The 22,062-nt window shown below is 63.9% G+C and carries 24 protein-coding genes; 11 read left to right on the top strand and 13 right to left on the bottom strand.

The features are described 5' to 3' along the window. Positions 1 to 19 precede the first annotated feature (19 nt). The 6 genes from CAG46_RS14385 to CAG46_RS14360 form a co-directional block, all read right to left on the bottom strand. Positions 20 to 259 carry a BolA family protein gene (locus CAG46_RS14385; RefSeq protein WP_003255121.1) on the bottom strand — a complete coding sequence of 80 codons (240 nt, stop codon included), beginning with the start codon at positions 257 to 259 and terminating at the stop codon, positions 20 to 22. Between the two features lie 117 nt (positions 260 to 376). Further along, positions 377 to 679 (bottom strand): lipid asymmetry maintenance protein MlaB, encoded by a 303-nt coding sequence (locus tag CAG46_RS14380; RefSeq protein WP_025337827.1) that lies wholly within the window; start codon positions 677 to 679, stop codon positions 377 to 379. Then, positions 676 to 1,323, bottom strand: coding sequence for a phospholipid-binding protein MlaC (locus CAG46_RS14375; RefSeq protein WP_025337826.1), 648 nt, complete (start codon positions 1,321 to 1,323; stop codon positions 676 to 678). The genes CAG46_RS14380 and CAG46_RS14375 overlap by 4 nt, the downstream gene beginning before the upstream one ends. Positions 1,324 to 1,332: 9 nt before the next feature. Then, positions 1,333 to 1,818, bottom strand: a complete 486-nt coding sequence (gene mlaD / locus CAG46_RS14370) for an outer membrane lipid asymmetry maintenance protein MlaD (RefSeq protein WP_003257921.1) — start codon at positions 1,816 to 1,818, stop codon at positions 1,333 to 1,335. Beyond that, positions 1,818 to 2,615 (bottom strand): lipid asymmetry maintenance ABC transporter permease subunit MlaE, encoded by a 798-nt coding sequence (mlaE, locus tag CAG46_RS14365; protein WP_025337825.1) that lies wholly within the window; start codon positions 2,613 to 2,615, stop codon positions 1,818 to 1,820. Before mlaE ends, mlaD begins: the two co-directional genes overlap by 1 nt. After that, positions 2,615 to 3,424: an ATP-binding cassette domain-containing protein gene (locus tag CAG46_RS14360; RefSeq protein WP_012270662.1), complete on the bottom strand. Its 810-nt coding sequence runs from the start codon at positions 3,422 to 3,424 to the stop codon at positions 2,615 to 2,617. The genes mlaE and CAG46_RS14360 overlap by 1 nt, the downstream gene beginning before the upstream one ends. Before the next feature lie 248 nt (positions 3,425 to 3,672). Between CAG46_RS14360 and CAG46_RS14355 the strand changes: the two genes are divergently transcribed. From CAG46_RS14355 to CAG46_RS14310, 10 genes are all read left to right on the top strand, one after another. Continuing rightward, positions 3,673 to 4,647 carry an SIS domain-containing protein gene (locus tag CAG46_RS14355; protein ID WP_003257920.1) on the top strand — a complete coding sequence of 325 codons (975 nt, stop codon included), beginning with the start codon at positions 3,673 to 3,675 and terminating at the stop codon, positions 4,645 to 4,647. A gap of 12 nt (positions 4,648 to 4,659) precedes the next feature. Then, entirely contained in the window at positions 4,660 to 5,184 is a 525-nt protein-coding gene (locus CAG46_RS14350) for an HAD family hydrolase (protein ID WP_024086339.1), read from the top strand. An 8-nt stretch (positions 5,185 to 5,192) separates the two neighbouring features. Beyond that, the gene (gene lptC, locus CAG46_RS14345) at positions 5,193 to 5,765 is read left to right on the top strand and encodes an LPS export ABC transporter periplasmic protein LptC (protein WP_025337824.1); all 573 of its coding nucleotides are present in this window, start codon (positions 5,193 to 5,195) and stop codon (positions 5,763 to 5,765) included. After that, a complete protein-coding gene (gene lptA / locus CAG46_RS14340) occupies positions 5,752 to 6,276 on the top strand; it encodes a lipopolysaccharide transport periplasmic protein LptA (protein WP_015269063.1) in 525 nt (174 codons plus the stop codon). Before lptC ends, lptA begins: the two co-directional genes overlap by 14 nt. Further along, complete coding sequence (gene lptB, locus CAG46_RS14335; RefSeq protein ID WP_015269062.1) at positions 6,277 to 7,002, top strand: LPS export ABC transporter ATP-binding protein; 726 nt, start codon at positions 6,277 to 6,279, stop codon at positions 7,000 to 7,002. It begins immediately after the preceding gene. Between the two features lie 175 nt (positions 7,003 to 7,177). After that, complete coding sequence (locus tag CAG46_RS14330; RefSeq protein WP_015269061.1) at positions 7,178 to 8,671, top strand: RNA polymerase factor sigma-54; 1,494 nt, start codon at positions 7,178 to 7,180, stop codon at positions 8,669 to 8,671. A gap of 79 nt (positions 8,672 to 8,750) precedes the next feature. After that, positions 8,751 to 9,059 (top strand): ribosome hibernation-promoting factor, HPF/YfiA family, encoded by a 309-nt coding sequence (gene hpf, locus CAG46_RS14325; RefSeq protein ID WP_003255135.1) that lies wholly within the window; start codon positions 8,751 to 8,753, stop codon positions 9,057 to 9,059. Between the two features lie 12 nt (positions 9,060 to 9,071). After that, complete coding sequence (ptsN, locus tag CAG46_RS14320) at positions 9,072 to 9,536, top strand: PTS IIA-like nitrogen regulatory protein PtsN (RefSeq protein ID WP_016713139.1); 465 nt, start codon at positions 9,072 to 9,074, stop codon at positions 9,534 to 9,536. A gap of 2 nt (positions 9,537 to 9,538) precedes the next feature. Beyond that, positions 9,539 to 10,393: an RNase adapter RapZ gene (gene rapZ, locus CAG46_RS14315; RefSeq protein WP_085587488.1), complete on the top strand. Its 855-nt coding sequence runs from the start codon at positions 9,539 to 9,541 to the stop codon at positions 10,391 to 10,393. A 19-nt stretch (positions 10,394 to 10,412) separates the two neighbouring features. After that, positions 10,413 to 10,685 carry an HPr family phosphocarrier protein gene (locus CAG46_RS14310; protein WP_023660775.1) on the top strand — a complete coding sequence of 91 codons (273 nt, stop codon included), beginning with the start codon at positions 10,413 to 10,415 and terminating at the stop codon, positions 10,683 to 10,685. Between the two features lie 373 nt (positions 10,686 to 11,058). Here CAG46_RS14310 and CAG46_RS14300 read toward each other — a convergent pair whose 3' ends face one another. The 4 genes from CAG46_RS14300 to pmbA form a co-directional block, all read right to left on the bottom strand. Beyond that, positions 11,059 to 11,670 (bottom strand): superoxide dismutase, encoded by a 612-nt coding sequence (locus tag CAG46_RS14300; RefSeq protein WP_085616794.1) that lies wholly within the window; start codon positions 11,668 to 11,670, stop codon positions 11,059 to 11,061. Positions 11,671 to 11,745: 75 nt separating this feature from the next. Further along, the gene (locus CAG46_RS14295) at positions 11,746 to 13,122 is read right to left on the bottom strand and encodes a lyase family protein (RefSeq protein ID WP_085616796.1); all 1,377 of its coding nucleotides are present in this window, start codon (positions 13,120 to 13,122) and stop codon (positions 11,746 to 11,748) included. Beyond that, positions 13,115 to 13,516, bottom strand: coding sequence for a FagA protein (locus tag CAG46_RS14290; RefSeq protein WP_085616798.1), 402 nt, complete (start codon positions 13,514 to 13,516; stop codon positions 13,115 to 13,117). Before CAG46_RS14290 ends, CAG46_RS14295 begins: the two co-directional genes overlap by 8 nt. A 243-nt stretch (positions 13,517 to 13,759) precedes the next feature. Continuing rightward, on the bottom strand, positions 13,760 to 15,106 hold the full coding sequence (pmbA, locus tag CAG46_RS14285) for a metalloprotease PmbA (protein WP_085616800.1): 1,347 nt from the start codon (positions 15,104 to 15,106) through the stop codon (positions 13,760 to 13,762). A 108-nt stretch (positions 15,107 to 15,214) separates the two neighbouring features. On the opposite strand from pmbA, the gene yjgA reads away from it, so the two are divergent. Beyond that, positions 15,215 to 15,736, top strand: coding sequence for a ribosome biogenesis factor YjgA (gene yjgA, locus CAG46_RS14280; RefSeq protein WP_025337817.1), 522 nt, complete (start codon positions 15,215 to 15,217; stop codon positions 15,734 to 15,736). Between the two features lie 139 nt (positions 15,737 to 15,875). Here yjgA and tldD read toward each other — a convergent pair whose 3' ends face one another. The 3 genes from tldD to CAG46_RS14265 are packed head-to-tail and all read right to left on the bottom strand — an operon-like array spanning position 15,876 to position 22,011. Further along, positions 15,876 to 17,315: a metalloprotease TldD gene (gene tldD, locus CAG46_RS14275; protein WP_025337816.1), complete on the bottom strand. Its 1,440-nt coding sequence runs from the start codon at positions 17,313 to 17,315 to the stop codon at positions 15,876 to 15,878. A 2-nt stretch (positions 17,316 to 17,317) separates the two neighbouring features. Further along, positions 17,318 to 18,169, bottom strand: coding sequence for a carbon-nitrogen hydrolase family protein (locus CAG46_RS14270; RefSeq protein ID WP_075043863.1), 852 nt, complete (start codon positions 18,167 to 18,169; stop codon positions 17,318 to 17,320). Positions 18,170 to 18,177: 8 nt separating this feature from the next. Next, positions 18,178 to 22,011 carry a YhdP family protein gene (locus CAG46_RS14265; protein ID WP_085616802.1) on the bottom strand — a complete coding sequence of 1,278 codons (3,834 nt, stop codon included), beginning with the start codon at positions 22,009 to 22,011 and terminating at the stop codon, positions 18,178 to 18,180. Positions 22,012 to 22,062 lie beyond the last annotated feature (51 nt).

The raw sequence follows: 22,062 nt of genomic DNA, 5'->3' as shown, positions 1-22,062 counted from the left end.
ATCTCGCCGCCACGTTGGCTCAGGTGCGCTCAGCCCAGGCTGCGCTGCTGAAAAATTTCATGGTTACCGCATGGATGCTGCCATTGGCGATCCACGGATTCAGGTGAGCATAGATCGCCTGCTGGCGTTTGACCGGGCTCAGGCCAGCCAACTCGTCGCTGATCACGTTCAACTGGAAGTTGCAGCCTTCGCCTTCAACTTCGACCCGGGAACCCGGCAATTTCTCTTCAAGGAAGCTTTTAACTTCTACGGCCTGCATGCTCAACCTCAATCGGCGCCCGATGCGCACGGGTCGGCCATCATACAAAAAAGCCCCTCGCCTGCGAAGCCCAACGAGGGCTTCGCTAACCGAGGGGCCATCATCCGTGCCAGGCCATCAGGTTGCCAGCACTTCATCGAGGTCATAGACCTCGGCAATTTCCCGCATGTCGTCGGGCATGCTGCGCACCTGGCAACCCTTGCCGGCGGCCTGGGCATCACGCATGAATGCCAGCAGCAACGACAGGCCGACACTGGTAGAGCGCTGCACTGCCGAGCAATCGAGCACCAGCTGCGCCTCGCGGCAGGCCGCGATCAGCGCCTTGCCCTGCTTGCGCAGGGCCGGCCCGCTGCGGTAGTCCAGCACGCCGGCCAGGCGCAGCACGCCCGGCTCGGCCATGCTTACACCGGCCTCACTCATTTGACGGTCTTCTCTGGCGAGTTGTCGGCGGCCTGCTTGGCCTTGGCCACTTCGCCGGCCCAGCCGTCGATGGTCTTGTCCAGGTCGTTGCCATTGCGCTGCATGGCGTCGGCGAACTGGTCGCGGAACAGCTTGCCGATGTTGATGCCGTTGACGATCACGTTACGCACCTTCCACTCGCCGCCGATGTTTTCCAGGGTGTACTGCACCGGATACACGGCACCGTTGTTGCCGGTGACCTTCATGCCAACGCTGGCGCGCTTGCCGTCATCAGCCTTGGCCGGGTCGACGGTGATGCCCTGGTTGTTGTACTCGAGCAGGGCATTGCCATAGAACTGCATCAGGCTGCGCTTGAAGTTTTCCTGGAAGCGCTGCATCTGCTCGGGGGTAGCCTTGCGCGAGTACTTGACGGTCATGATGCTTCTGGAAATACCGTCAGCGTCCACCACCGGGCCGAGGATGCGGTTCAGCGCATCGTAGAAGGCGTTGGGGTTGGACTTGTACTGTTCCTTGTTGGCCTTGAGGTCGCCCAGCAGTTCAGTGGTGGTGCCCTGAACCACATCGTGAGGCGTCTGCGCAGCCATGGTCAGCAGGGGGAAGGCCGCCAGCAGGACCAGCAGGCCACGTCGCAGGATGGAAATCATGGAAACTCCTTAATTAGCCGGTTGCGCTTCTTTCGGTTCCTTGCCAACGGAGTTGAGCAGGAACTTGCCAATCAGATCTTCCAGCACCAGCGCCGACTGGGTGTCGTGGATGGTCCCGCCGTCCTTGAGCACCTGGTCCTCACCGCCCACGCTGATGCCGATGTACTTCTCGCCAAGCAACCCGGCGGTCAGGATCGAGGCAGTGGAGTCGGTCGGCAGGTTGTCCACCGACTTGTCCAGCTGCAGCGTCACCCGACCGGTGTAGGAATCACGGTCCAGATCGATGGCGGTAACCTTGCCGATGGTCACACCGGCCATGGTCACTTTAGCTCTGACCGTCAAACCGGCGATATTGTCGAAGTAGGCATAAACTTTATAGGTATCGCTGCTCGGGCTGGCCGACAGCCCGCTGACACGCAGGGCGAGCAGCAGCAGCGCCAGGATCCCGGCCAGGAGGAACAGGCCGACACCGATTTCCAGGGTGCGGTTTTGCATCAGAAATCTCCAAACATCAAGGCGGTCAGAATAAAGTCCAGACCCAGCACTGCCAACGAGGCATAGACCACGGTCTTGGTGGTGGCACGGCTGATCCCTTCTGAGGTGGGCTCACAGTCGTACCCCTGGAATACGGCGATCCAGGTCGTGACGAAGGCAAATACCAGGCTCTTGATCAGCCCGTTGAGCACGTCGTCGGTGAACGAAACACTGTTCTGCATGTTGGCCCAGAACGAGCCCTCGTAGACGCCCAGCCAGTCCACCGCCACCCACGAGCCACCCCAGATGCCGACCACGCTGAAGATCAGCGCCAGCAACGGCAGCGAGATGAAACCGGCCCACAGACGCGGCGCGACGATGTACTTGAGCGGGTCGACGCCGATCATTTCAAGGCTCGACAACTGCTCGGTGGACTTCATGTTGCCGATTTCTGCGGTCAGCGCCGAACCGGCACGGCCGGCGAACAGCAATGCCGTCACCACCGGGCCGAGCTCACGCAGCAGGGTCAGGGCAACCATCTGCCCCACTGCCTGCTCCGAGCCGTACTTGGTCAGGATGCTGAAGCCCTGCAGCGCCAGCACCATGCCGATGAACACGCCGGACACGACGATGATCGCCAGCGACAGCACGCCCACCGAATACAGCTGCTTGACCAGCAGCTGGAAGCCGCCACCGATGCCGCCACGGCCGATCAGCGCATGGAACAGGAACAGACAGGAGCGCCCCAGCACCGCCAGCACGTCGATGGCCGAGCGCCCCAGCAGGCGGACACGTTCGAGTAAGGATTTTCTGCGCATCAACGCGCTCCCAGCAGGTCGGCGCGGTAGTCAGGCGCAGGGAAATGGAAAGGCACCGGGCCGTCCGGGTCGCCCTTCATGAACTGGCGAATGCGCGGGTTGTCCGAGCCCATCAGCTCGTCAGGCGTACCCTGGCCCAGCACCTGGCCATCACCTACCACATAGATGTAGTCGGCGATGCTGGCGGTTTCCGCCAGGTCGTGGGAAACGACGATGCTGGTGATACCCAGGGCGTCGTTGAGCAGGCGGATCAGACGCACCAATACACCCATGGCGATCGGGTCCTGGCCGACGAACGGTTCGTCGTACATGAGGATCTGCGGGTCCAGGGCAATCGCCCGGGCCAACGCCACTCGGCGTTTCATGCCACCGGACAGCTCGTCGGGCATCAGGTCGATGGCTCCGCGCAGCCCCACGGCCTGCAGCTTCATCAGCACGATATCGCGGATCATCTCGTCCGACAGCTGGGTGTGCACGCGCAGCGGGAACGCGACGTTCTCGAACACATCGAGATCGGTGAACAGCGCGCCGCTCTGGAACAGCACCCCCATTTGCTTGCGGGCGTCGAACAGGTCGCTGCGCGACAGCGTCGGCAGGTTTTGCCCGGCAACCCAGACCTCACCGCTGGAGGGGCGCAACTGCGCGCCCATCAGGCGGAGCAACGTGGTCTTGCCGCAACCCGATGGCCCCATGATACCGGTGACCTTGCCGCGCGGGATGCGAATGTCGACGTTGCTGAAAATGCTGCGCGAACCGCGTTTGAAGGTAACCCCCTTCAACTCGACCGCGTAGGCGCTATCCACACTCATCTAGACTCCTTGCTAGTGCAGCCTCGTCCTAATGGACGTCGGCCTCCATCTGGAAGGCACAAGCGCCCCTGGCAGGCCGAATAGCGGCGAACTATAGCACCGCTGACAGCGCCGCCCCAAGGTCGGCTAACGAGTCGTTCAGCCCTGCGACAGGCTGGCGAGACATTCACCACGGCAATCGAAAGCGTGAGGGTTTCTTTCATTGCAGCTATAATCGCCGCCTTTTCATCAGGCATTGCTTTTTCGACATGAGCCAATCCAGCGAGCTGATCCAATCCGCCCAACGCACCCTGCGCCTGGAACTCGAGGCCGTAGAGGCCCTGCTGGCGCGCATCGACGACAATTTCGTCAAGGCCTGCGAACTGATCCTGGCCAGCAAGGGCCGGGTCGTCGTGGTCGGCATGGGCAAGTCCGGGCACATCGGCAACAAGATCGCCGCCACCCTGGCCAGCACCGGCACGCCGGCGTTTTTCGTGCACCCGGCCGAAGCCAGCCATGGCGACATGGGCATGATCACCCGCGATGATGTCATCCTTGCCCTGTCGAATTCCGGCAGCACCGCCGAAATCGTCACCCTGCTGCCGCTGATCAAGCGCCTGGGCATCAAGCTGATCAGCCTGACCGGCAACCCGGACTCGCCCCTGGCCCAGGCTGCCGAGGTCAACCTCGACGCCCGCGTCGAGCAAGAGGCCTGCCCGCTGAACCTGGCCCCCACCTCCTCCACCACCGCATCGCTGGTGCTGGGCGACGCGCTGGCCATTGCCCTGCTCGAAGCCCGCGGCTTCACCGCCGAGGACTTTGCCTTCTCGCACCCGGGTGGTGCACTGGGCCGCCGCCTGCTGCTCAAGGTGGAAAACGTGATGCACGCCGGCGACGAACTGCCCCAGGTGCCCCGCGGCACCCTGCTCAAGGACGCACTCCTTGAAATGTCCCGCAAAGGCCTGGGCATGACCGTGATCGTCGAAGCCGATGGCAAGCTGGCAGGGATCTTCACCGACGGCGACCTGCGCCGCAGCCTGGACCGCAACATCGACGTCCACACCACCCTGATCGACCAGGTAATGACCGTGCACGGCAAGACGGCCCGCGCCGAAATGCTTGCGGCCGAGGCCCTGAAGATCATGGAAGACCACAAGATCGGCGCCCTGGTGGTGGTGGACCGCGAGGACCGCCCCACCGGCGCCCTGAACATGCACGACCTGCTGCGCGCCGGCGTGATGTAAAGGAGCGATGGAATGAACCAGGACCTCATGCAACGCGGCAAGAACATCAAGCTGGCAGTGTTCGACGTGGACGGCGTGCTCACCGACGGGCGCCTGTACTTCCTCGAGGACGGCAGCGAGTTCAAGACCTTCAACACCCTCGACGGCCAGGGCATCAAGATGCTCATGGCCTCGGGCGTGACCACCGCGATCATCAGCGGGCGCAAGACCCCGGTGGTCGAGCGCCGGGCGAAGAACCTCGGCATCCCGCACCTGTACCAGGGCCGCGAGGACAAACTGGTGGTGCTGGACGGCCTGCTCGCCGAACTGGGCCTGAGCTATGCTCAAGTGGCCTACCTGGGCGACGACCTGCCCGACCTGCCGGTAATCCGCCGGGTCGCCCTGGGCATGGCAGTGGCCAACGCCGCGCCGTTCGTTCGCCAGCACGCCCATGGCGTGACCCAGGCACGTGGCGGCGAAGGCGCGGCCCGTGAATTCTGCGAACTGATCATGCAGGCCCAGGGCACCCTGGACGCTGCCAACGCCAACTACCTGTAAGGCTGCCCATGTTCAGCAAGAAAGCCCGCAACATTGCGCTGCTCGCAGTGATCGCCGCCCTGCTGGTGGCGATCGGCTACTGGAATGTCAGCCCGGAAAGCTTCCTCGACAAGCCGGTGACCCAGGTCGACGAAAGCGCCATCGACTACTACGCGGTCAACGCCCACAGCGTGCAGTTCCTGCCCGACGGCAAATTGCAGTACGAAATGACCGCCGACAAGGTCGAACACCTCAAGGCCAGCGAAATCACCCTGCTGACCACGCCGGACCTGCACCTGTACCGCGGTACCGAATACCCGTGGCATGTGCAGAGCACCCGCGCCGAAGTCAACCCGGACGGCAGCGAAGTCGAACTGATCGACAACGTACGGGTCGCCCGCACCGACGAAAAGCAGCGCGAAATGATCATTACCAGCTCACGCATGACCGTGTTCCCGCAGAAGCAATATGCGCAGACCGAGCAAGCCGTTAGAATCGACGGCGCCGGTGGCACAACTACGGGCAAAGGAATGAAAGCGTATTTGAAAGAAGGCAAGATGGACTTGCTCTCTAACGTAAGAGGACAGTATGAGGCTCGTTAAAACCCTCCCCCTTTTGCTCAGCCTGAGCGCAGCACTGGGAAGCGCGAGCGCCCTCGCCCTGCCGAACGACCGTGACCAGCCTATCCGCATCCAGGCCGACAACGCCCACCTGGACGACAAGCAGGGCGTGGCCACCTACACCGGCGACGTGATCATCACCCAGGGTTCGATGATGATCAAAGGCAACACCGTGACCATCACCCGCTCCGCCTCCGGCGACATCGACGTGGTGACCTCGGTGGGCAACCTGGCCTACTTCGAGCAGCAGCAGAGCGCAGCCAAGCCAGACAAGATGAAAGGCTGGGCGGTGACCATCCAGTACCAGTCGCAGAAGGACATGGTGATCCTCACCGACCGCGCCAAGGTCGAGAACGAGGGCAACACCACCGAAGGCGAGAAGATCGTCTACAACACCCAGACCCAGGTGGCAACCGCCGGTCGCGGTGGCAACGTGACCTCGCCGCGTCAGCGTATCGACATGGTGATCCAGCCCAAGAAGAAGGCCGAGTAAATGGCAACCCTCAAAGCCCAGCACCTGGCCAAGAGCTACAAGGGGCGGCAAGTCGTACGTGACGTCAGCCTGTCGATCGACAGCGGCCAGATCGTCGGCCTGCTCGGCCCCAACGGCGCCGGCAAGACCACCTGCTTCTACATGATCGTCGGCCTGGTCCAGGCCGATCAGGGGCGCGTGCTGATCGACAACCTCGATGTCAGCCACCAGCCCATGCACGGTCGCGCCCGCGCCGGCATCGGCTACCTGCCGCAGGAAGCCTCGATCTTCCGCAAGCTGTCGGTGGCCGACAACATCATGGCCATCCTCGAGACCCGCAAGGAGCTCGACCGCGACGGCCGGCGCAAAGAGCTGGAAAGCCTGCTGCAGGAGTTCCACATCAGCCACATTCGCGACAACCTCGGCATGAGCCTGTCCGGTGGTGAGCGCCGCCGCGTGGAAATTGCCCGCGCGCTGGCGACCGCACCCAAGTTCATCCTGCTGGACGAACCGTTTGCCGGTGTCGACCCGATTTCGGTCGGCGACATCAAGCAGATCATCCATCACCTCAAGGCCAAGGGTATCGGTGTACTGATCACCGACCACAACGTGCGTGAGACCCTGGATATCTGCGAAACCGCCTATATCGTCAACGATGGCCGGCTGATCGCCGAAGGCGACGCCGAAACCATCCTGGCCAACGACCTGGTCAAAGAGGTTTACCTGGGCCACGAGTTCCGGCTCTGAGCCCGGCACGCGCCTGGAGTACTGGCAAATCGCCCTGAAACCCGGGGTAAAGTGTTACGGTGCTCTAGGCAAACGCTACAATTTAAGGCATAAAACTTGCTTGATCTGGCGCCCCGGCGCCCTCGTGTAGTGGATGGCGCATGCGCGCCGGCGAACAAGGTATTAAGCCCCAGCCATGAAACCATCGCTCGTCCTAAAAATGGGCCAGCAACTGACGATGACACCGCAGTTGCAACAGGCCATCCGCCTGCTCCAGCTCTCCACCCTGGACCTCCAACAGGAAATCCAGGAAGCGCTGGAGTCGAACCCGATGCTCGAACGTCAGGAAGACGGCGACGACTTCGACAACAGCGACCCGATGGCGGACAACGCCGAGAACAAGCCGGCCGCCGAAGTCCAGGACAACAGCTTCCAGGAAAGCACCACCAGTGCCGACACCCTGGAAGACGGTGAGTGGAGCGAGCGCATCCCCAACGAACTGCCGGTCGACACCGCCTGGGAAGACATCTACCAGACCAGCGCCAGCAGCCTGCCGAGCAACGACGACGACGAGTGGGACTTCACCACCCGCACATCGGCCGGCGAAAGCCTGCAAAGCCACCTGCTGTGGCAACTGAACCTGGCTCCGATGTCCGACACCGACCGCCTGATCGCCGTCACCCTTATCGACAGCATCAACGGCCAGGGCTACCTGGAAGACACCCTCGAAGAAATCTGCGCCGGTTTCGACCCGGAGCTGGATATCGAGCTGGACGAGGTCGAAGCGGTGCTGCACCGCATCCAGCAGTTCGAGCCAGCCGGCGTTGCCGCCCGCACCCTGGGCGAATGCCTGTTACTGCAACTGCGCCAGCTGCCCGCCAGTACCCCGTGGATGGCCGAAGCCAAGCGCCTGGTCACCGACTTCATCGACCTGCTCGGCAGCCGTGACTACAGCCAGCTGATGCGTCGCATGAAAATCAAGGAAGACGAGCTGCGCCAGGTCATCGAACTGGTACAAAGCCTCAACCCGCGCCCCGGTTCGCAAATCGAGTCCAGCGAGCCCGAGTACGTGGTGCCCGACGTCATCGTGCGCAAGGACAGCGACCGCTGGCTGGTGGAGCTGAACCAGGAGGCCATTCCGCGCCTGCGCGTCAACCCGCAGTACGCCGGTTTTGTGCGCCGGGCCGACACCAGCGCCGACAACACCTTCATGCGCAACCAGCTGCAGGAAGCGCGCTGGTTCATCAAGAGCCTGCAAAGCCGCAACGAAACCCTGATGAAGGTGGCCACGCAGATCGTCGAGCACCAGCGCGGCTTCCTCGACCACGGCGACGAAGCGATGAAGCCGCTGGTACTGCATGACATCGCCGAAGCGGTGGGCATGCACGAGTCGACCATTTCGCGGGTAACCACGCAGAAATACATGCACACCCCGCGTGGCATCTACGAACTGAAATACTTTTTCTCAAGCCACGTCAGCACCTCCGAAGGCGGAGAATGCTCGTCTACGGCGATCCGCGCGATCATCAAGAAACTGGTTGCGGCGGAAAATCAGAAAAAGCCATTGAGTGACAGCAAGATCGCTGGTTTACTGGAGGCACAAGGCATCCAGGTAGCCCGTCGCACCGTCGCCAAGTACCGCGAGTCACTCGGCATCGCACCGTCGAGCGAGCGCAAGCGACTGATGTAGCCCCTGAGATGTGCCACAGCGTTTGTGGGGCAGGTGCAAGACCTGCCTCTTTATGCACGGGCAACAAAGGAGAAGCTGTATGCAAGTCAATATCAGTGGACAGCATGTAGAAGTCACCCAGCCACTGCGCGATTATGTGCTTGAAAAGCTCGCTCGCGTGGAAAGTCACTTCGACAAGATCACCAACGTGCAGGTCATCATGAAAGTCGAGAAGCTGCAGCAGAAGGTCGAGGCGACCTTGCAGATTCCCGGCGGCGAAGTGGTTGCCAACGCCGAACACGAAGACATGTATGCAGCGATCGACGCCTTGGCCGACAAGCTCGACCGCCAACTGAAAAAACACAAGGAAAAACAGCAAAGCCTGCTGCAAGGTGCAGCTGCCCGCTGATCCCCCTCATCCATGATCCGACTTGAAACCATCCTGACCCCCGGCCGTTCCCTCGTGAACGTGCCGGGCGGCAGCAAGAAGCGCGCCCTGGAAAAGGTCGCCACCGTCATCGCCGATCAAGTGCCCGAACTGGAGATGCAAGACGTCTTCGAAAAACTGGTCGCCCGGGAAAAACTCGGTTCGACCGGTTTCGGCAACGGCATCGCCATCCCGCACTGCCGGCTTGAAGGATGTTCCGCTCCGGTCAGCGCCCTGCTGCACCTGGAAGCCCCTATCGACTACGACGCCATCGATGGCGCGCCGGTGGACCTGCTGTTCGTCCTGCTGGTGCCAGAAGCCGCCACCGATGCCCATCTGGAACTGCTGCGCCAGATTGCCAGCATGCTCGATCGCAAGGAGGTCCGTGATCGCCTGCGTGCGGCCACCAGCAGCGAGGCCCTGTTCCAGGTTGTCCTGGACGTACAGAACGAGCACTGAACATGCGCCTGATCATCGTCAGCGGCCGGTCCGGCTCCGGCAAGAGCACCGCCCTCGATGTCCTGGAAGACAACGGTTTCTACTGCATTGACAACCTGCCCGCCGGGCTGCTGCCACAGCTGGCGGAAAATGCACTGATCAATACCGAGTTGCTGCAACCCAAGGTCGCCGTGTCGATCGACGCGCGCAACCTGCCCAGCCACCTGACGCGTTTCCCCGAGTTGCTCGAAGAAGCCCGCGCCCGGCATATCCAGTGCGACGTGCTGTACCTGGATGCCGACGAAGACATGCTGCTCAAGCGCTTCTCGGAAACCCGCCGGCGCCACCCGCTGACCAACGCCAACCGCTCGCTCGCGGAAGCGATTCGGGTGGAAAGCGAATTGCTGGGGCCGATTGCGGACCTGGCCGACCTGAAGATCGATACCACCAGCCTGAACCTGTACCAGTTGCGTGATTCGATCAAGCTGCGCCTGCTCAACCAGCCCGAGCCTGGCACCGCGTTCCTGGTCGAGTCGTTTGGCTTCAAGCGCGGAATGCCGGTCGATGCCGACCTGGTGTTCGATGTGCGCTGCCTGCCCAACCCCTACTGGAAACCCGAGCTGCGTGAGCATTCCGGCCTCGACCAACCGGTAATCGACTACCTGGCCGCACAGCCAGATGTCGAAGAGATGTTCAACGACATTTCCAGCTACCTGCTCAAGTGGCTGCCCCGCTTCGCCGCCAGCAACCGTGCCTACGTCACCATTGCCATTGGCTGCACCGGCGGTCACCACCGCTCGGTGTACATCACCGAACGCCTTGGCCAGCTGCTGCAGCAATCCCTGAAAAACGTCCAGGTCCGCCACCGCGACCTCTAGCCCAAGGATCCGCCCCACGATGCCCGCCCGTGAAATCACCATCATCAACAAGCTGGGTCTGCATGCCCGGGCGGCAGCCAAGTTCGTCGGCGTTGCCGGCCGCTTCCCCTGCCAGGTCAGGGTTGGCCGTGCGCCGGACAAGCTGGTGGATGGCAAGAGCATCATGGCGGTGATGATGCTGGCGGCCGGCAAAGGCACCCAGGTGCACCTGCATACCGAAGGCGAGCAGGACGTTGATGCCATGGATGCGCTGGTCGAGCTGATCAACAACTTCTTCGACGAAGGCGAATGAATTTCGCTGGCTCATTCGCAAGCGGTACGCGTACCCTGTGGGAGCGGCTTTAGCCGCGAAGAAACCAACGCGGTGCATGGCACCGGCTGCGCCGGTGTTCGCGGCTAAAGCCGCTCCCACAGAGTCCCCGCTAATTCAATGAGTCATGTGCCGCTCCCACAGCGAAGCCGGTGAACACCCCATCATCCGGCGCAAACCGATGCACAGCCCCAAGCTGGCCAGGCCAGGTCCAACCAGGCGAAGCCGCGCGCCAATAGCAGCGCAGTGCCTGCCAGCAACAGCAAAGTCCCAAGCGCCAGGCGAAACAGGCGAAACAGGCGAAACAGGCGCACACGGCTGACAGACATCATCTGGGAGCGCATACCGGGGAAACTCACTTCAGGGTTTCGAGGTAGCGGCGCTCCACTTCCGCCCAGTCAATGACGTTGTAGAAGGCACCGATGTATTCCGGACGACGGTTCTGGTACTTCAGGTAGTAGGCATGCTCCCACACGTCCAGGCCGAGGATTGGCGTGTTGCCGTGCATCAGCGGGCTGTCCTGGTTGCCGCTGCTTTCCACTACCAGGGTTTTCTGCGGGGTCAGGCTGAGCCAGGCCCAGCCACTGCCGAAGCGGGTCAGCGCAGCCTTGGTGAAGGCCTCCTTGAAGGCATCGAAGCCGCCCAGTTGGGCGTCGATGGCCTGCGCCAGAGCGCCCTGCGGCTCTCCCCCGCCCTGCGGTGACATCACGGTCCAGAACAGGCTGTGGTTGGCGTGCCCGCCGCCATGGTTGGTCACCGCACCACGCAGATTTTCCGGCAGTTGCCCGACCGCGCCGAGCAGTTTTTCCACCGGCCACTCAGCCCACTCGGTGCCTTCGATGGTGGCGTTGAGGCCATTGACGTAGGTCTGGTGGTGCTTGGTGTGGTGGATTTCCATGGTCTGCGCGTCGATGTGCGGTTCCAGCGCAGCGTAGGCGTAAGACAGTGCAGGCAAGGTATGGGGCATATCAGTGAATTCCGTAGGCATGGGTTGGGCGATGACCAACACGGCCACCGCTGGCGCTTGGGCCGTGACTCAGTGTCAGATACCACCGGCGGTGAGCTTCTCCGGGTCCAGCAGCGCTTCCAGCTGGTCACGCGACAGGTCGGTGTGCTCCAGCGCCACGTCGATGATCGGACGGCCCTGCTTGTAGGCGGTCTTGGCGATTTCGGCGGCCTTGAGGTAGCCGATGATCGGGTTCAGCGCCGTGACCAGAATCGGGTTGCGTGCCAGGGCTTCCTTGAGCTTGCTTTCGTTGACCTTGAAGCTGGCGATGGCCTTGTCGGCCAGCAGGCGGCTGACGTTGGCCATCAACTCGATGCTTTCCAGCAGGTTGCGGGCGATCACCGGCAGCATCACGTTCAGCTCGAAGTTGCCGGACTGGCCAGCGATGGCGATGGTGGCGTCATTGCCGATCACCTGGGCGGCGACCATGGCGGTGGCCTCCGGAATCACCGGGTTGACCTTGCCCGGCATGATCGAAGAGCCCGGCTGCAGGCCTTGCAGCTCGATTTCGCCCAGCCCGGCCAGCGGGCCAGAGTTCATCCAGCGCAGGTCGTTGGCGATCTTCATCAGCGCCACGGCGGCAGTCTTGAGCTGGCCGGACAGGGCCACCGCGGTGTCCTGCGAGCCGATCAGGGCGAACAGGTTCTGCCCGGGGGTGAACTCGACCTGGGTCAGGCCGCTGAGCTGGCGGGCGAAACCGGCAGCGAACTGTGGGTGGGCGTTGATGCCGGTGCCCACGGCGGTGCCACCCTGGGCCAGCGCCTGCAGGCTCGGCAGGGTCGCTTCGATGTGTGCCTTGGCGCCATTGATCTGCGCCCCCCAGCCATCCAGCACCTGGCTCATGCGCACTGGCATGGCGTCCATCAGGTGGGTGCGGCCGGTCTTCACGTACTGATGCACCTGCGCCGACTTGGCCTCGATCACCTGTACCAGGTGCGCCAGGGCTGGCAGCAGTTGCTCGTGCAGGGCCAGGGCGGCGCTGACGTGAATGGTGGTCGGGATGATGTCGTTGCTGCTCTGGCCGCAGTTGACGTGGTCGTTGGCGTTGACGGCCTCACCCAGCACGCGGCTGGCCAGAGTCGCGATCACCTCGTTGGCGTTCATGTTCGAGCTGGTGCCGGAGCCGGTCTGGAACACGTCCACCGGGAAATGCTGGATGAAGTCACCCGCCAGCAGTTGCTCGACTGCGGTTACGATGGCCTGGCCCTGCGCGGTCGACAGCTGTTCCAGTTCGACGTTGGCCTTGGCCGCGGCAGCCTTGGCCAGCAGCAGCGCACGAATGAACTGGGCCGGCATGCGCTGGCCGCTGATCGGGAAGTTGTCGACCGCGCGCTGGGTCTGGGCACCGTACAGGGCCTGGGCCGGCACCTGCAGTTCGCCCATGCTGTCACGCTCGATACGGGTATCACTCATCATCAAATCCTTGCATCAGTTCATCGGGAGAAATCGACGGCAGCAGGCGGCAATTGGCCAACTGCAGGGCGTAGGGCTGCCAGCGCTGGTTCTGGGCCTCGCGGTCGAGGTTGCGCAGGTCCAGCAATGGGCGCCAGGCCTGGTCCAGGCACAGGCAGCGCCAATGCCAGGGCAGCATGCGGTCGCAGGCGGTATCCAGCAGCAGGCGGAAGGAGGTCAGCGCCACCGTCCATGGCGAGACCTCGGTGCAGCACACCAGGTAACGGCCTTCAGCCAGGTAATGCTCGATCAAGCGCGGCTCGTCGGGCTCGAGCGCACAGCGGATGCGTCGGCTGAGCCAGCGCCAGTTTTCCAGGTAGGGCAGTTCGCGGAGGACGGGTTTCATGAACATCATCGCCGGGTTACTGGATAATGATATTCATTATTAAGTGATAAATAGAATCACTTCAAGAGAAAGATGATGAAACAAAAAACCCGGCATGGGGGCCGGGTCTTCGGTTTCATTGAAAATTCTCTATAGCCTGCACCGGCCTCTTCGCGGGTAAACCCGCTCCCACAGGAATCGCACAGGGCTCAAGTCTGGTGCAGCACCTGTGGGAGCGGGTTTACCCGCGAAGAGGCCGGTACAGGCTGTGGATCAGCTACCCGCCACAGTCATCCGCTCGATCAGCACCGACCCGGTGTGAATGTTGCTGCGGGTCTCAAGATCGCTGCCAATCGCGACAATCTGCTGGAACATGTCTTTCATGTTCCCGGCAATGGTCACTTCCTGCACCGCGTGCTGAATCTCGCCATTCTCTACCCAGAACCCTGCCGCGCCACGGGAATAATCCCCCGTCACCATGTTCAGGCCATGCCCCATCAACTCGGTCACCAGCAGCCCGCGGCCCATGCGCCGGATCAGCGCCGCCTGGTCTTCGACACCATGGCTGACGAACAGGTTGTGCACGCCGCCGGCGTTGGCCGTGCTTGGCAAACCCAGCTTGCGCCCGGAATAGGTACCCAGCAGGTACGACACCAGCTCACCCTTGTCGACGAACGGCTTGGCATAGGTAGCCAGGCCATCGCCGTCGAATGCGGCACTGCCCAGTGCCCGCGGAATGTGCGGGCGCTCGTCGAGGGTCAGCCAGGTGGGGAACAGGCGCTGGCCGATGGTCCCCTCCAGGAACGACGACTTGCGGTACAGGTTGCCGCCGGAGATGGCCGACAGGAAGCTGCCGAACAGGCCACCGGCCAGCTCGGCCGAGAACAGCACCGGCACCTCGCAGGTCGGCACCGGCCGCGCACCCAGGCGGCTGGCGGCACGCTGGGCAGCGCGCACGCCGATGCTACGCGGGTCTGCCAGCAGGTTGCCCTGGCGGTTCACGTCGTACCAGTAATCACGCTGCATCTGGCCGTCGCCTTCGGCGATCATCACGCAGCTCAGGCTGTGCCGGGTCGAGGCGTAGCCACCGATGAAACCATGGCTGTTGCCATACACGCGGCAGCCCTGGTGGGTATTGAGGGTGGTGCCGTCGGCATTGAGGATACGCGGGTCGGCGTCGAACGCCGCCGCCTCGCAGGCCAGGGCCATCTCGATGGCCTTCTCCGGCTCGAGGCTCCAGTCGTGGTACAGGTCCAGGTCCGGGATCTCGCGGGCCATCAACGCTGCGTCGGCCAGGCCGGAACATTCGTCCTCGGAGGTATGCTTGGCAATCGCCAAGGCCGCGGCGACGGTTTCGCGAATCGCTTCCGGGCCACTGGCCGAGGTGCTGGCCGAGCCTTTGCGCTGGCCCACATAGAGGGTGATGCCAAAGCCCTGATCGCGGTTGAACTCGACCGTTTCGACCTCTCGCTGGCGTACCGTGGTGGACAGGCCCTGCTCCAGCGACACCGCCACTTCGCAGGCACTGGCCCCCTGGCGGCGCGCTTCGGCGATGATCGCCTCGACCTGCTCCTGCAATGCTGGCAGGTCCTTCGGACCTACGCTCTGGACTGCACTCATGGTTCTCTCCACTCAAATTCTGCGTTCGGCGAGGGTCATTCTACGACCGGGCCGGACAAGCGGCCCCCGACTGGTTATCATGGCGGCGATTTCTAGCGGACTGCCACCATGGTTGATTCAAACGACGACGCCTTCGACGGCGAAAAAAGCAAAACCCAGATCAAGCGCGAGCTGCATGCGCTGGTCGAACTCGGCGAGCGCCTTACCACGCTCAAGGCCGATACCCTGGCTCGCCTGCCGTTGACCGACGAGCTGCGCAAGGCCCTGGCCGAAGCCAGCAAGCACACCGCTCACGGTGCCCGCAAACGCCACATGTCGTTTGTCGGCAAGCTGATGCGCGTGCAGGACCTGGATGCCATCCACGCCTTGCTCGAACAGATGGACAGCTCGACCCGCCAGTACAACGAGCGCTTCCACGGCCTGGAGCGCTGGCGCGACCGGTTGATCGACGGTAACGACGAAGACCTCGAGCGCTTCGTCAGCGAATACCCCGACACCGACCGCCAGCAGCTGCGCTCGCTGGTACGCCATGCCCAGCACGAGAAGGCGCGGAACAAACCGCCTGCCGCCGCGCGCAAGGTGTTCAAGTACATCCGCGACCTCGACGAGCTGCAGCGCGGCTTGCGCTGATCACCCTGGGGCCGCTTTGCGGCCCAATCGCGACACAAGGCCGCTCCCACAGTAAGTGCGCAGCCATTTCTGCATGGCGCAATCCCTGTGGGAGCGGCCTTGCGTCGCGAAAGGACCGCAAAGCGGTCCCAGATGGCCATCACGCCCCTGTACCGCCCACGGTAATCGCATCCAGCTTCAAGGTCGGCTGCCCGACCCCCACCGGCACCGACTGCCCGTCCTTGCCGCAAGTCCCTACCCCGCTGTCCAGCGCCAGGTCGTTACCGACCATCGACACCCGGCTCATCGCCTCCGGGCCGTTGCCGATCAGGGTCGCCCCCTTCACCGGCGCGGTAATCTTGCCGTCTTCGATCAGGTAGGCCTCACTGGTCGAGAACACGAACTTGCCGCTGGTGATGTCCACCTGGCCACCGCCGAGGTTGGCGCAGTAGATGCCCTTCTTTACCGAAGCGATGATTTCCTGCGGGTCGCTTTCGCCGGCACGCATGTAGGTGTTGGTCATGCGCGGCATCGGCAGGTGCGCGTAGGATTCGCGGCGGCCGTTGCCGGTCACCGCCATGCCCATCAGGCGCGCGTTCAGCTTGTCCTGCATGTAGCCCTTGAGCACACCGTTCTCGATCAGCGTGGTGCACTCGGTCGGGGTGCCTTCGTCATCCACGCTCAGCGAGCCACGGCGGCCTTCGAGGGTGCCGTCGTCGACGATGGTGCACAGGCTCGATGCCACTTTCTCGCCAATGCGGCCGCTGAACGCCGAACTGCCCTTGCGGTTGAAGTCACCTTCCAGGCCATGGCCGACAGCCTCGTGCAGCAGCACGCCCGACCAGCCCGAACCCAGCACCACCGGCAGGGTACCAGCCGGTGCCGGGATCGCCTCCAGGTTCACCAGGGCCTGGCGCAGCGCTTCGCGGGCATAGCCCATGACCCGCTCTTCGGTGAAGAAGCGGTAGTCGGTACGCCCGCCACCGCCCTGCCCGCCACGCTCGCGGCGGCCATTCTGCTCGACGATGACGCTGACGTTGAAGCGCACCAGCGGGCGCACGTCGGCGGCCAGGCTGCCATCGGCCGCAGCGATCAGGATGCGTTCCCAGACCCCGGCCATGCTCACACTGACCTGCTGGATACGCGGGTCCAGGGCACGGGTGGCGGCGTCGACACGCTTGAGCAGGTCGACCTTTTCAGCACGGCTGAGCACATCCAGCGGGTTGTCCGCCGGATAAAGGGCAGTCACGTCCTGGCTGCGGAAGGCCTGCACCTTGCCGTTCTGCCCGGCACGGGAGATCGAACGGGCGGCACGGGCGGCCGAGGTCAGCGCTTCGAGGTTGATTGCGTTGCTGTAGGCAAAGCCGGTCTTTTCACCGGACTGGGCACGCACGCCCACGCCCTGGTCGAGGTTGAAACTGCCCTCTTTGACGATGCCGTCTTCCAGCGCCCAGGTTTCCGAGATCTGGCCCTGGAAATACAGGTCGGCGGCATCGATGCCGGGGCCGGCCAACTCACCCAGCACGCTCTGCAGGCTGTCCAGGGTCAAGCCGCCTGGGGCCAGGAGCTGCTCGCTGACGGTGGATAACATCTGGCTCATAGTCACTCCGAGGTGTGCGCAGGCCGCAACGCGCCCTGCGAGAAAAAGCGCCGGTGCGATACCACCGGCATGCGCGCCCGGATGGACGCTTGTTCGTCAATGTCGCGCTCGGCGAGCAGTACCGCTTCACCTTGCGCCTGTTCCGCGACGATGCGCCCCCAAGGGTCGACGATCGCCGCATGGCCATGGGTTTCCCGCGGCCCCGGGTGAGTGCCGCCCTGTGCCGCAGCCAGCAGGTAGCACTGGGTCTCGATGGCCCGGGCGCGCACCAGCACTTCCCAGTGCGCTGCGCCCGTTACCGCAGTGAAGGCGGCCGGCGCAGTGATCAGTTCCGCACCAGCGGCGCGCAGTGCGCTGTACAGTTCGGGGAAGCGCAGGTCGTAGCACACGCTCAGCCCCAGCCGCCCCACCGGCGTATCAGCCACCACTACCTGCGCGCCGTGAGCATAGTCGTCAGACTCGCGGTAACGGCCACGGTTGTCGGCAACGTCCACATCGAACAGGTGCAGCTTGTCATAGCGTGCCGCTACCTCACCGTGTTCGTCGATCAACAGCGAGCAGGCATGCGCCTTGGCTTCGGGCTGGCCGACCGGTGGCAATGGCAAGGTACCGGCGACAATCCATAACTTGAGGTCGCGGGCGGTACGTTTCAACCATGGCAGGATCGGCCCTTCGCCCAACGCTTCGGCGCGGCCGATGGCAGCGGCGTCCTTGCGGCCCATGGCGGCGAAGTTTTCCGGCAGCACGGCCAACCGTGCACCGCCAAAGGCGGCCTGCTCCAGCAGGGCACCGGCGCGCTGCAGGTTGGCCAGCACATCGTCCTGGCTGACCATCTGGATTACAGCTGCCTTCATGGGCACTCCTAGCGGGATTTCTCGAAAGGTTTCACAAATGTGATTCTAGGCTCTTTCACCGGACCTTCGACACGGTAGTGCACGCTGGCGAAGCGCGACACGCGGTCGCCGATCAGCCGGTCGACCAGGAACAGCGCCCCGCCCACGGCCGGCGCGCCGACAATCAAGGCCGCCAGCGGCAGGTTGTTGGTCACTGGCAGGCTCACCTGCAGATTGGCATCGACCCGGTCGCGTACCAGGTCCAGGGTACCGTCCAGCTCGAAGTTGCTCGACGGGCCAGTCACGGCGATTGGCTCGCGGGTCACATAGACACCGTTACTGGCCACCAGCAAGCCTTTGACCCGGTCGTAGGCCAGGCCCTTGTCGAACAGGTCGGAGAAGTCCAGGCGCAAGCGCCGCCCGATGGAGTTGAAGTTCAACAGGCCGAACACCCGCAGCGCCTGGGCACTGCCTTCGACCTCGACGAACTGGCCGGTGCGCAGCGCTGCGTCCATGCTGCCAGAGAAGCGCTTGAGGCTCACCGAGGCCGGCGAACCCGGCCAGCGGCCATCCACATCCAGGCGGAAGTCGCGGCTGGTCACGGTCGGGGCAAAGCCCCAGGCCTTGAGCACATCCGCCAGGTTCTTGCCGTCCAGGCGCCCTTTGTACCAACTGCTGGTGCTGCCCGGTTCGCCTTCCCAGCCGCCGCCACCATCGATACGCAGGCCTTTGAAGTCGAGGTCGATGTCGCTGGCGGTCACGCCACGCGCGGTCGGCCGCAGCTTGAGCGAGGCACTGCCGTACAGGTCGTCACCGCGATAGAGCTTGTCGATGCTCAGGTCCAGCGCCGGCACCTTGCGCGGGTCGAACGAGGCCAGCGGGTCGGGGCCCTCCTCTGCCTGTGCCTCGGCCTGCTTTTCAGCAGCGCTGGCGGCGGGCAGGCGCAAGGTCTGCATGCGCACGACCATGGGCGCGCCCTTGGCATCCGGCACCCGGGCGTTGCCGATGACTTCCTTGCTGTCGAGGCGCAAATCCCAGGCGGGGCCACCACGGGCCAGGCGCACCACGGCCTGGTTCAGGTCCAGGCCAAAGGCTTTCAGCTGGCCGATGCTCAGGTCGACGCCTTGCAGGTTCTGCCGCGCGCTTCCGCCCGGGTCGTTACCGGCCAGGCGCGCCGCCTGTTCCTGCCAAGGCCCCAGGTCCAGCGCCTCCAAGTGCCCGCGTACTCGCAGGCCTTGGCCGGCAGGTACCTGGGCGTCACCGGCGCCCAGCAGCAACTCGCCACGGCCCTGCCCCAGCTTCTCGGCCGGCGCGGCGTAGGCAAAGCGGGCAAGGTCGGTGTAGGCGACATCGAAGCGCCGCTCCGGCCCCTGCAGGGTCATGCTGAAACGGGTGTCACGGGTATCGGACGCTGCCTTGCCAAAGGGTGCTGGCAGGTCGATGGCCAGGCCCTTGAGGCTGGAATTGACGCTCAGGCGGTTGTCCCGGCTACCCAGGCTGACCTGCAACTGGTACGGCAGGTCGCCGGAAGCCGGCAAGGCCTGGTTGAACTGCAGCCAGTCGGTCAGTGCCTTGAGCGACACCTGGCCGCTGGCGTTGACGCGTGTCTGCATCTGCCCGGGCTGGCCTTCGGCGGTGATTTGCGCCGTCACCGGCTTGCCGAAGGCCTGCAGGCTGATGCCCTTGCCGCTCAGGCCCTTGTCCAAATCAAAACTGAAGTCACCCTTCAGGCGGCTCAAATCCAGGCTCGGCGGCGCGACCTTCAGCCGCGCATCGTCGGTGGCAAAGTCCACCTGCACTTTCGGCCGCTGCCCGTGGGCCAGCGGAATGTCGAGCTTGACCTTGCCCTTGAGCGGCCCCTCGCCCTCCCAGCCAGCGAAGATCTCGCCAGTGCCGATTGGCGCTTCCTTGAGGATCTTCAGGCCATCGCCCAGGCTGCCGTCGAAGTCGCCATCGAGGTACAGGTGGCTTTGCTGGCCCTGGTCGACATGCGGGATATCGACGCTCACATCACTGACCTTGGTGTCGAGCAGTACGCCACGCTGAGCCTTGATGCGCACACCGCTGTCCTCGATGAACACATCGCCATCAACGTGCTGCACCTGCGGCCAGCCCGGCTGGAAGTCCAGGGCCGCATCACGCACCTTGAAGAACAGGCTGATGCTGCGGGCTTCCGGCGCGACGCCATGGTTCAGCGAGCCCTGGTACTGGAAGTAGCCTTCGTCCACCGTGCCTTTGACGATCGCACTGCGCAGCCATTCGTCGAGGGCTGGGCTGAGCACCTCGGGCAGGTACTTGGCGGTGTAGCGGCCATCGCCTTCGGTCAGGCCGACGCGCAGGTCCATGTAGTCCTCGCGGCCCTCTTCGAACAACAGGCGAATGAGGAAGTCACCGGCGATCTTGCCCTCCTCGCCGAGTACCTTGAGGTAAGGCGCGACCAGGGTGAAACCTTCCTTGTCCAAGGCCCAGGTCAGGCGCGCATTGGCCTTCTGGTAGTGCCAGGGTTTGGCGAAGATCGGGTACAGATGCAGCATGAACGCATCGGTATCAAGGCGCAGTTCGCCATGGCCAAGGTCACCGCTGATGCTGCCGCTGACGTTACCGGCTGCAGGAGCATTGTGATAGGCATCGAAACCGACCTTCTCCAGGTTGGCTTCGAACTGCAGGCGCTGGTCACCCTCGGCCTTGGGCCGGGCCTCCAGGCGCACATTGCGCAGCGCGCCGGTCACCTTCAGGCCATCGACCACGGCCATGACCTTGTCCGGCAGCGGCGCCAGGGCATCGATCAGCGGGGTCAACGGTGTGAGGTCGAGGCGGTCGGCCTGCACTTGCCAGCTTTCCGCGGCAGCGTCCTCGCCTGGACGCTGCTGCAATTGCAGGTGCGACTCCCAACGGGTCTTGCCGACATCCATGGCCAGGGAGTCGACCACCACATCGAAGCCTTGCTCCCGGCGCTGGAACCAGGCGCCCAGGGCCAGGTTGTTCAGCTTGGCCGCCTTGCGCCCGGCATAGGCGCCCTGCAGCTCCGGTGCATTGAGGCGTACGACGGCCTGCTGCAACTGCCCCTTGCGCCAGTCGACCCAGAACTCGCCGCCCGCCCGCAGCGCGTCGGCATGCCACTGGCCCAGCAGGCGTGGTGGCAGCCAACGCGCCCAGTCACTCTGTGGCAGGCTCAGGTAGGCTTCGACCTGGCCGTCGCGCCAGGCGTTGGCCGAGGCACGACTGCGCAGGTTCAGCGACAGGGGCTGGCCATCGGGCAGGGTCGCGCGCAGGTCCAGGGCATGGCGCGAAGCCCCGGCCTGCAGGCCGACACTCACATAAGTCAGGGTCAACGGGTCGCGCTGCCAGGGGTGCAGGGTGACCTGGCTGTCGAACACATCGATGCGGCCCAACTGGCGCAGGCGCTGCAACAACTCGGCGGGGTCGAGCGGCGTATCGTCCTTCTTCGGCAGGCCTTCGAGGCTCCAGGCGCCCTGCTCGTTCTCGCGCAGGATCAGTTGCAGGCCGCCCAACTGAATGCGTGCCAGGCGTACCTCGCGGGCGGTGAGGCTGGCCCAGACATCGGGTACCACCTTGACGTCGTCCAGGCGCAGGGCCGTGGCCCCCTCGCCCAGTTGCAGGTCGCGCACCCGCAGCACCGGTGCCAGGCCGCTCCAGCGGCCTTCCAGGGCACCGACGTGCACGGGCAGGCCCAAAGCCTGTTCGGCCTTGCTTTCCACATCGGCGCGGTACTCGGCCACCAACGGCACCAGTTCGCGGCCGAGGCTGACATACAGCGCCACCAGTACCGCCAGCAGGGCGCAAACGCCCAGCCCCCAGCGGGTCAAGGCGACAAGAACGCGGGTCAGACGTCCCATGGCCATGGCCCTCCAGGTCGTTTATCCATGATGGCCCGTCGTCCCGGTTTTGCCAGC

This window comes from Pseudomonas sp. B23(2017), assembly GCF_002113725.1.
Classification (GTDB): domain Bacteria; phylum Pseudomonadota; class Gammaproteobacteria; order Pseudomonadales; family Pseudomonadaceae; genus Aquipseudomonas; species Aquipseudomonas putida_Z.
The sequence above is the reverse complement of the archived record's forward strand: the minus strand, read 5'-3'. Positions and strand labels throughout refer to the sequence as shown.

Bases quoted from the DNA above. Each gene is read 5' to 3' on its own strand.
- CAG46_RS14385 (WP_003255121.1), bottom strand. From the start codon at position 259: ATGCAGGCCGTAGAAGTTAAAAGCTTCCTTGAAGAGAAATTGCCGGGT.
- CAG46_RS14380 (WP_025337827.1), bottom strand. From the start codon at position 679: ATGAGTGAGGCCGGTGTAAGCATGGCCGAGCCGGGCGTGCTGCGCCTG.
- CAG46_RS14375 (WP_025337826.1), bottom strand. From the start codon at position 1,323: ATGATTTCCATCCTGCGACGTGGCCTGCTGGTCCTGCTGGCGGCCTTC.
- mlaD (WP_003257921.1), bottom strand. From the start codon at position 1,818: ATGCAAAACCGCACCCTGGAAATCGGTGTCGGCCTGTTCCTCCTGGCC.
- mlaE (WP_025337825.1), bottom strand. From the start codon at position 2,615: ATGCGCAGAAAATCCTTACTCGAACGTGTCCGCCTGCTGGGGCGCTCG.
- CAG46_RS14360 (WP_012270662.1), bottom strand. From the start codon at position 3,424: ATGAGTGTGGATAGCGCCTACGCGGTCGAGTTGAAGGGGGTTACCTTC.
- CAG46_RS14355 (WP_003257920.1), top strand. From the start codon at position 3,673: ATGAGCCAATCCAGCGAGCTGATCCAATCCGCCCAACGCACCCTGCGC.
- CAG46_RS14350 (WP_024086339.1), top strand. From the start codon at position 4,660: ATGAACCAGGACCTCATGCAACGCGGCAAGAACATCAAGCTGGCAGTG.
- lptC (WP_025337824.1), top strand. From the start codon at position 5,193: ATGTTCAGCAAGAAAGCCCGCAACATTGCGCTGCTCGCAGTGATCGCC.
- lptA (WP_015269063.1), top strand. From the start codon at position 5,752: ATGAGGCTCGTTAAAACCCTCCCCCTTTTGCTCAGCCTGAGCGCAGCA.
- lptB (WP_015269062.1), top strand. From the start codon at position 6,277: ATGGCAACCCTCAAAGCCCAGCACCTGGCCAAGAGCTACAAGGGGCGG.
- CAG46_RS14330 (WP_015269061.1), top strand. From the start codon at position 7,178: ATGAAACCATCGCTCGTCCTAAAAATGGGCCAGCAACTGACGATGACA.
- hpf (WP_003255135.1), top strand. From the start codon at position 8,751: ATGCAAGTCAATATCAGTGGACAGCATGTAGAAGTCACCCAGCCACTG.
- ptsN (WP_016713139.1), top strand. From the start codon at position 9,072: ATGATCCGACTTGAAACCATCCTGACCCCCGGCCGTTCCCTCGTGAAC.
- rapZ (WP_085587488.1), top strand. From the start codon at position 9,539: ATGCGCCTGATCATCGTCAGCGGCCGGTCCGGCTCCGGCAAGAGCACC.
- CAG46_RS14310 (WP_023660775.1), top strand. From the start codon at position 10,413: ATGCCCGCCCGTGAAATCACCATCATCAACAAGCTGGGTCTGCATGCC.
- CAG46_RS14300 (WP_085616794.1), bottom strand. From the start codon at position 11,670: ATGCCCCATACCTTGCCTGCACTGTCTTACGCCTACGCTGCGCTGGAA.
- CAG46_RS14295 (WP_085616796.1), bottom strand. From the start codon at position 13,122: ATGAGTGATACCCGTATCGAGCGTGACAGCATGGGCGAACTGCAGGTG.
- CAG46_RS14290 (WP_085616798.1), bottom strand. From the start codon at position 13,516: ATGATGTTCATGAAACCCGTCCTCCGCGAACTGCCCTACCTGGAAAAC.
- pmbA (WP_085616800.1), bottom strand. From the start codon at position 15,106: ATGAGTGCAGTCCAGAGCGTAGGTCCGAAGGACCTGCCAGCATTGCAG.
- yjgA (WP_025337817.1), top strand. From the start codon at position 15,215: ATGGTTGATTCAAACGACGACGCCTTCGACGGCGAAAAAAGCAAAACC.
- tldD (WP_025337816.1), bottom strand. From the start codon at position 17,315: ATGAGCCAGATGTTATCCACCGTCAGCGAGCAGCTCCTGGCCCCAGGC.
- CAG46_RS14270 (WP_075043863.1), bottom strand. From the start codon at position 18,169: ATGAAGGCAGCTGTAATCCAGATGGTCAGCCAGGACGATGTGCTGGCC.
- CAG46_RS14265 (WP_085616802.1), bottom strand. From the start codon at position 22,011: ATGGCCATGGGACGTCTGACCCGCGTTCTTGTCGCCTTGACCCGCTGG.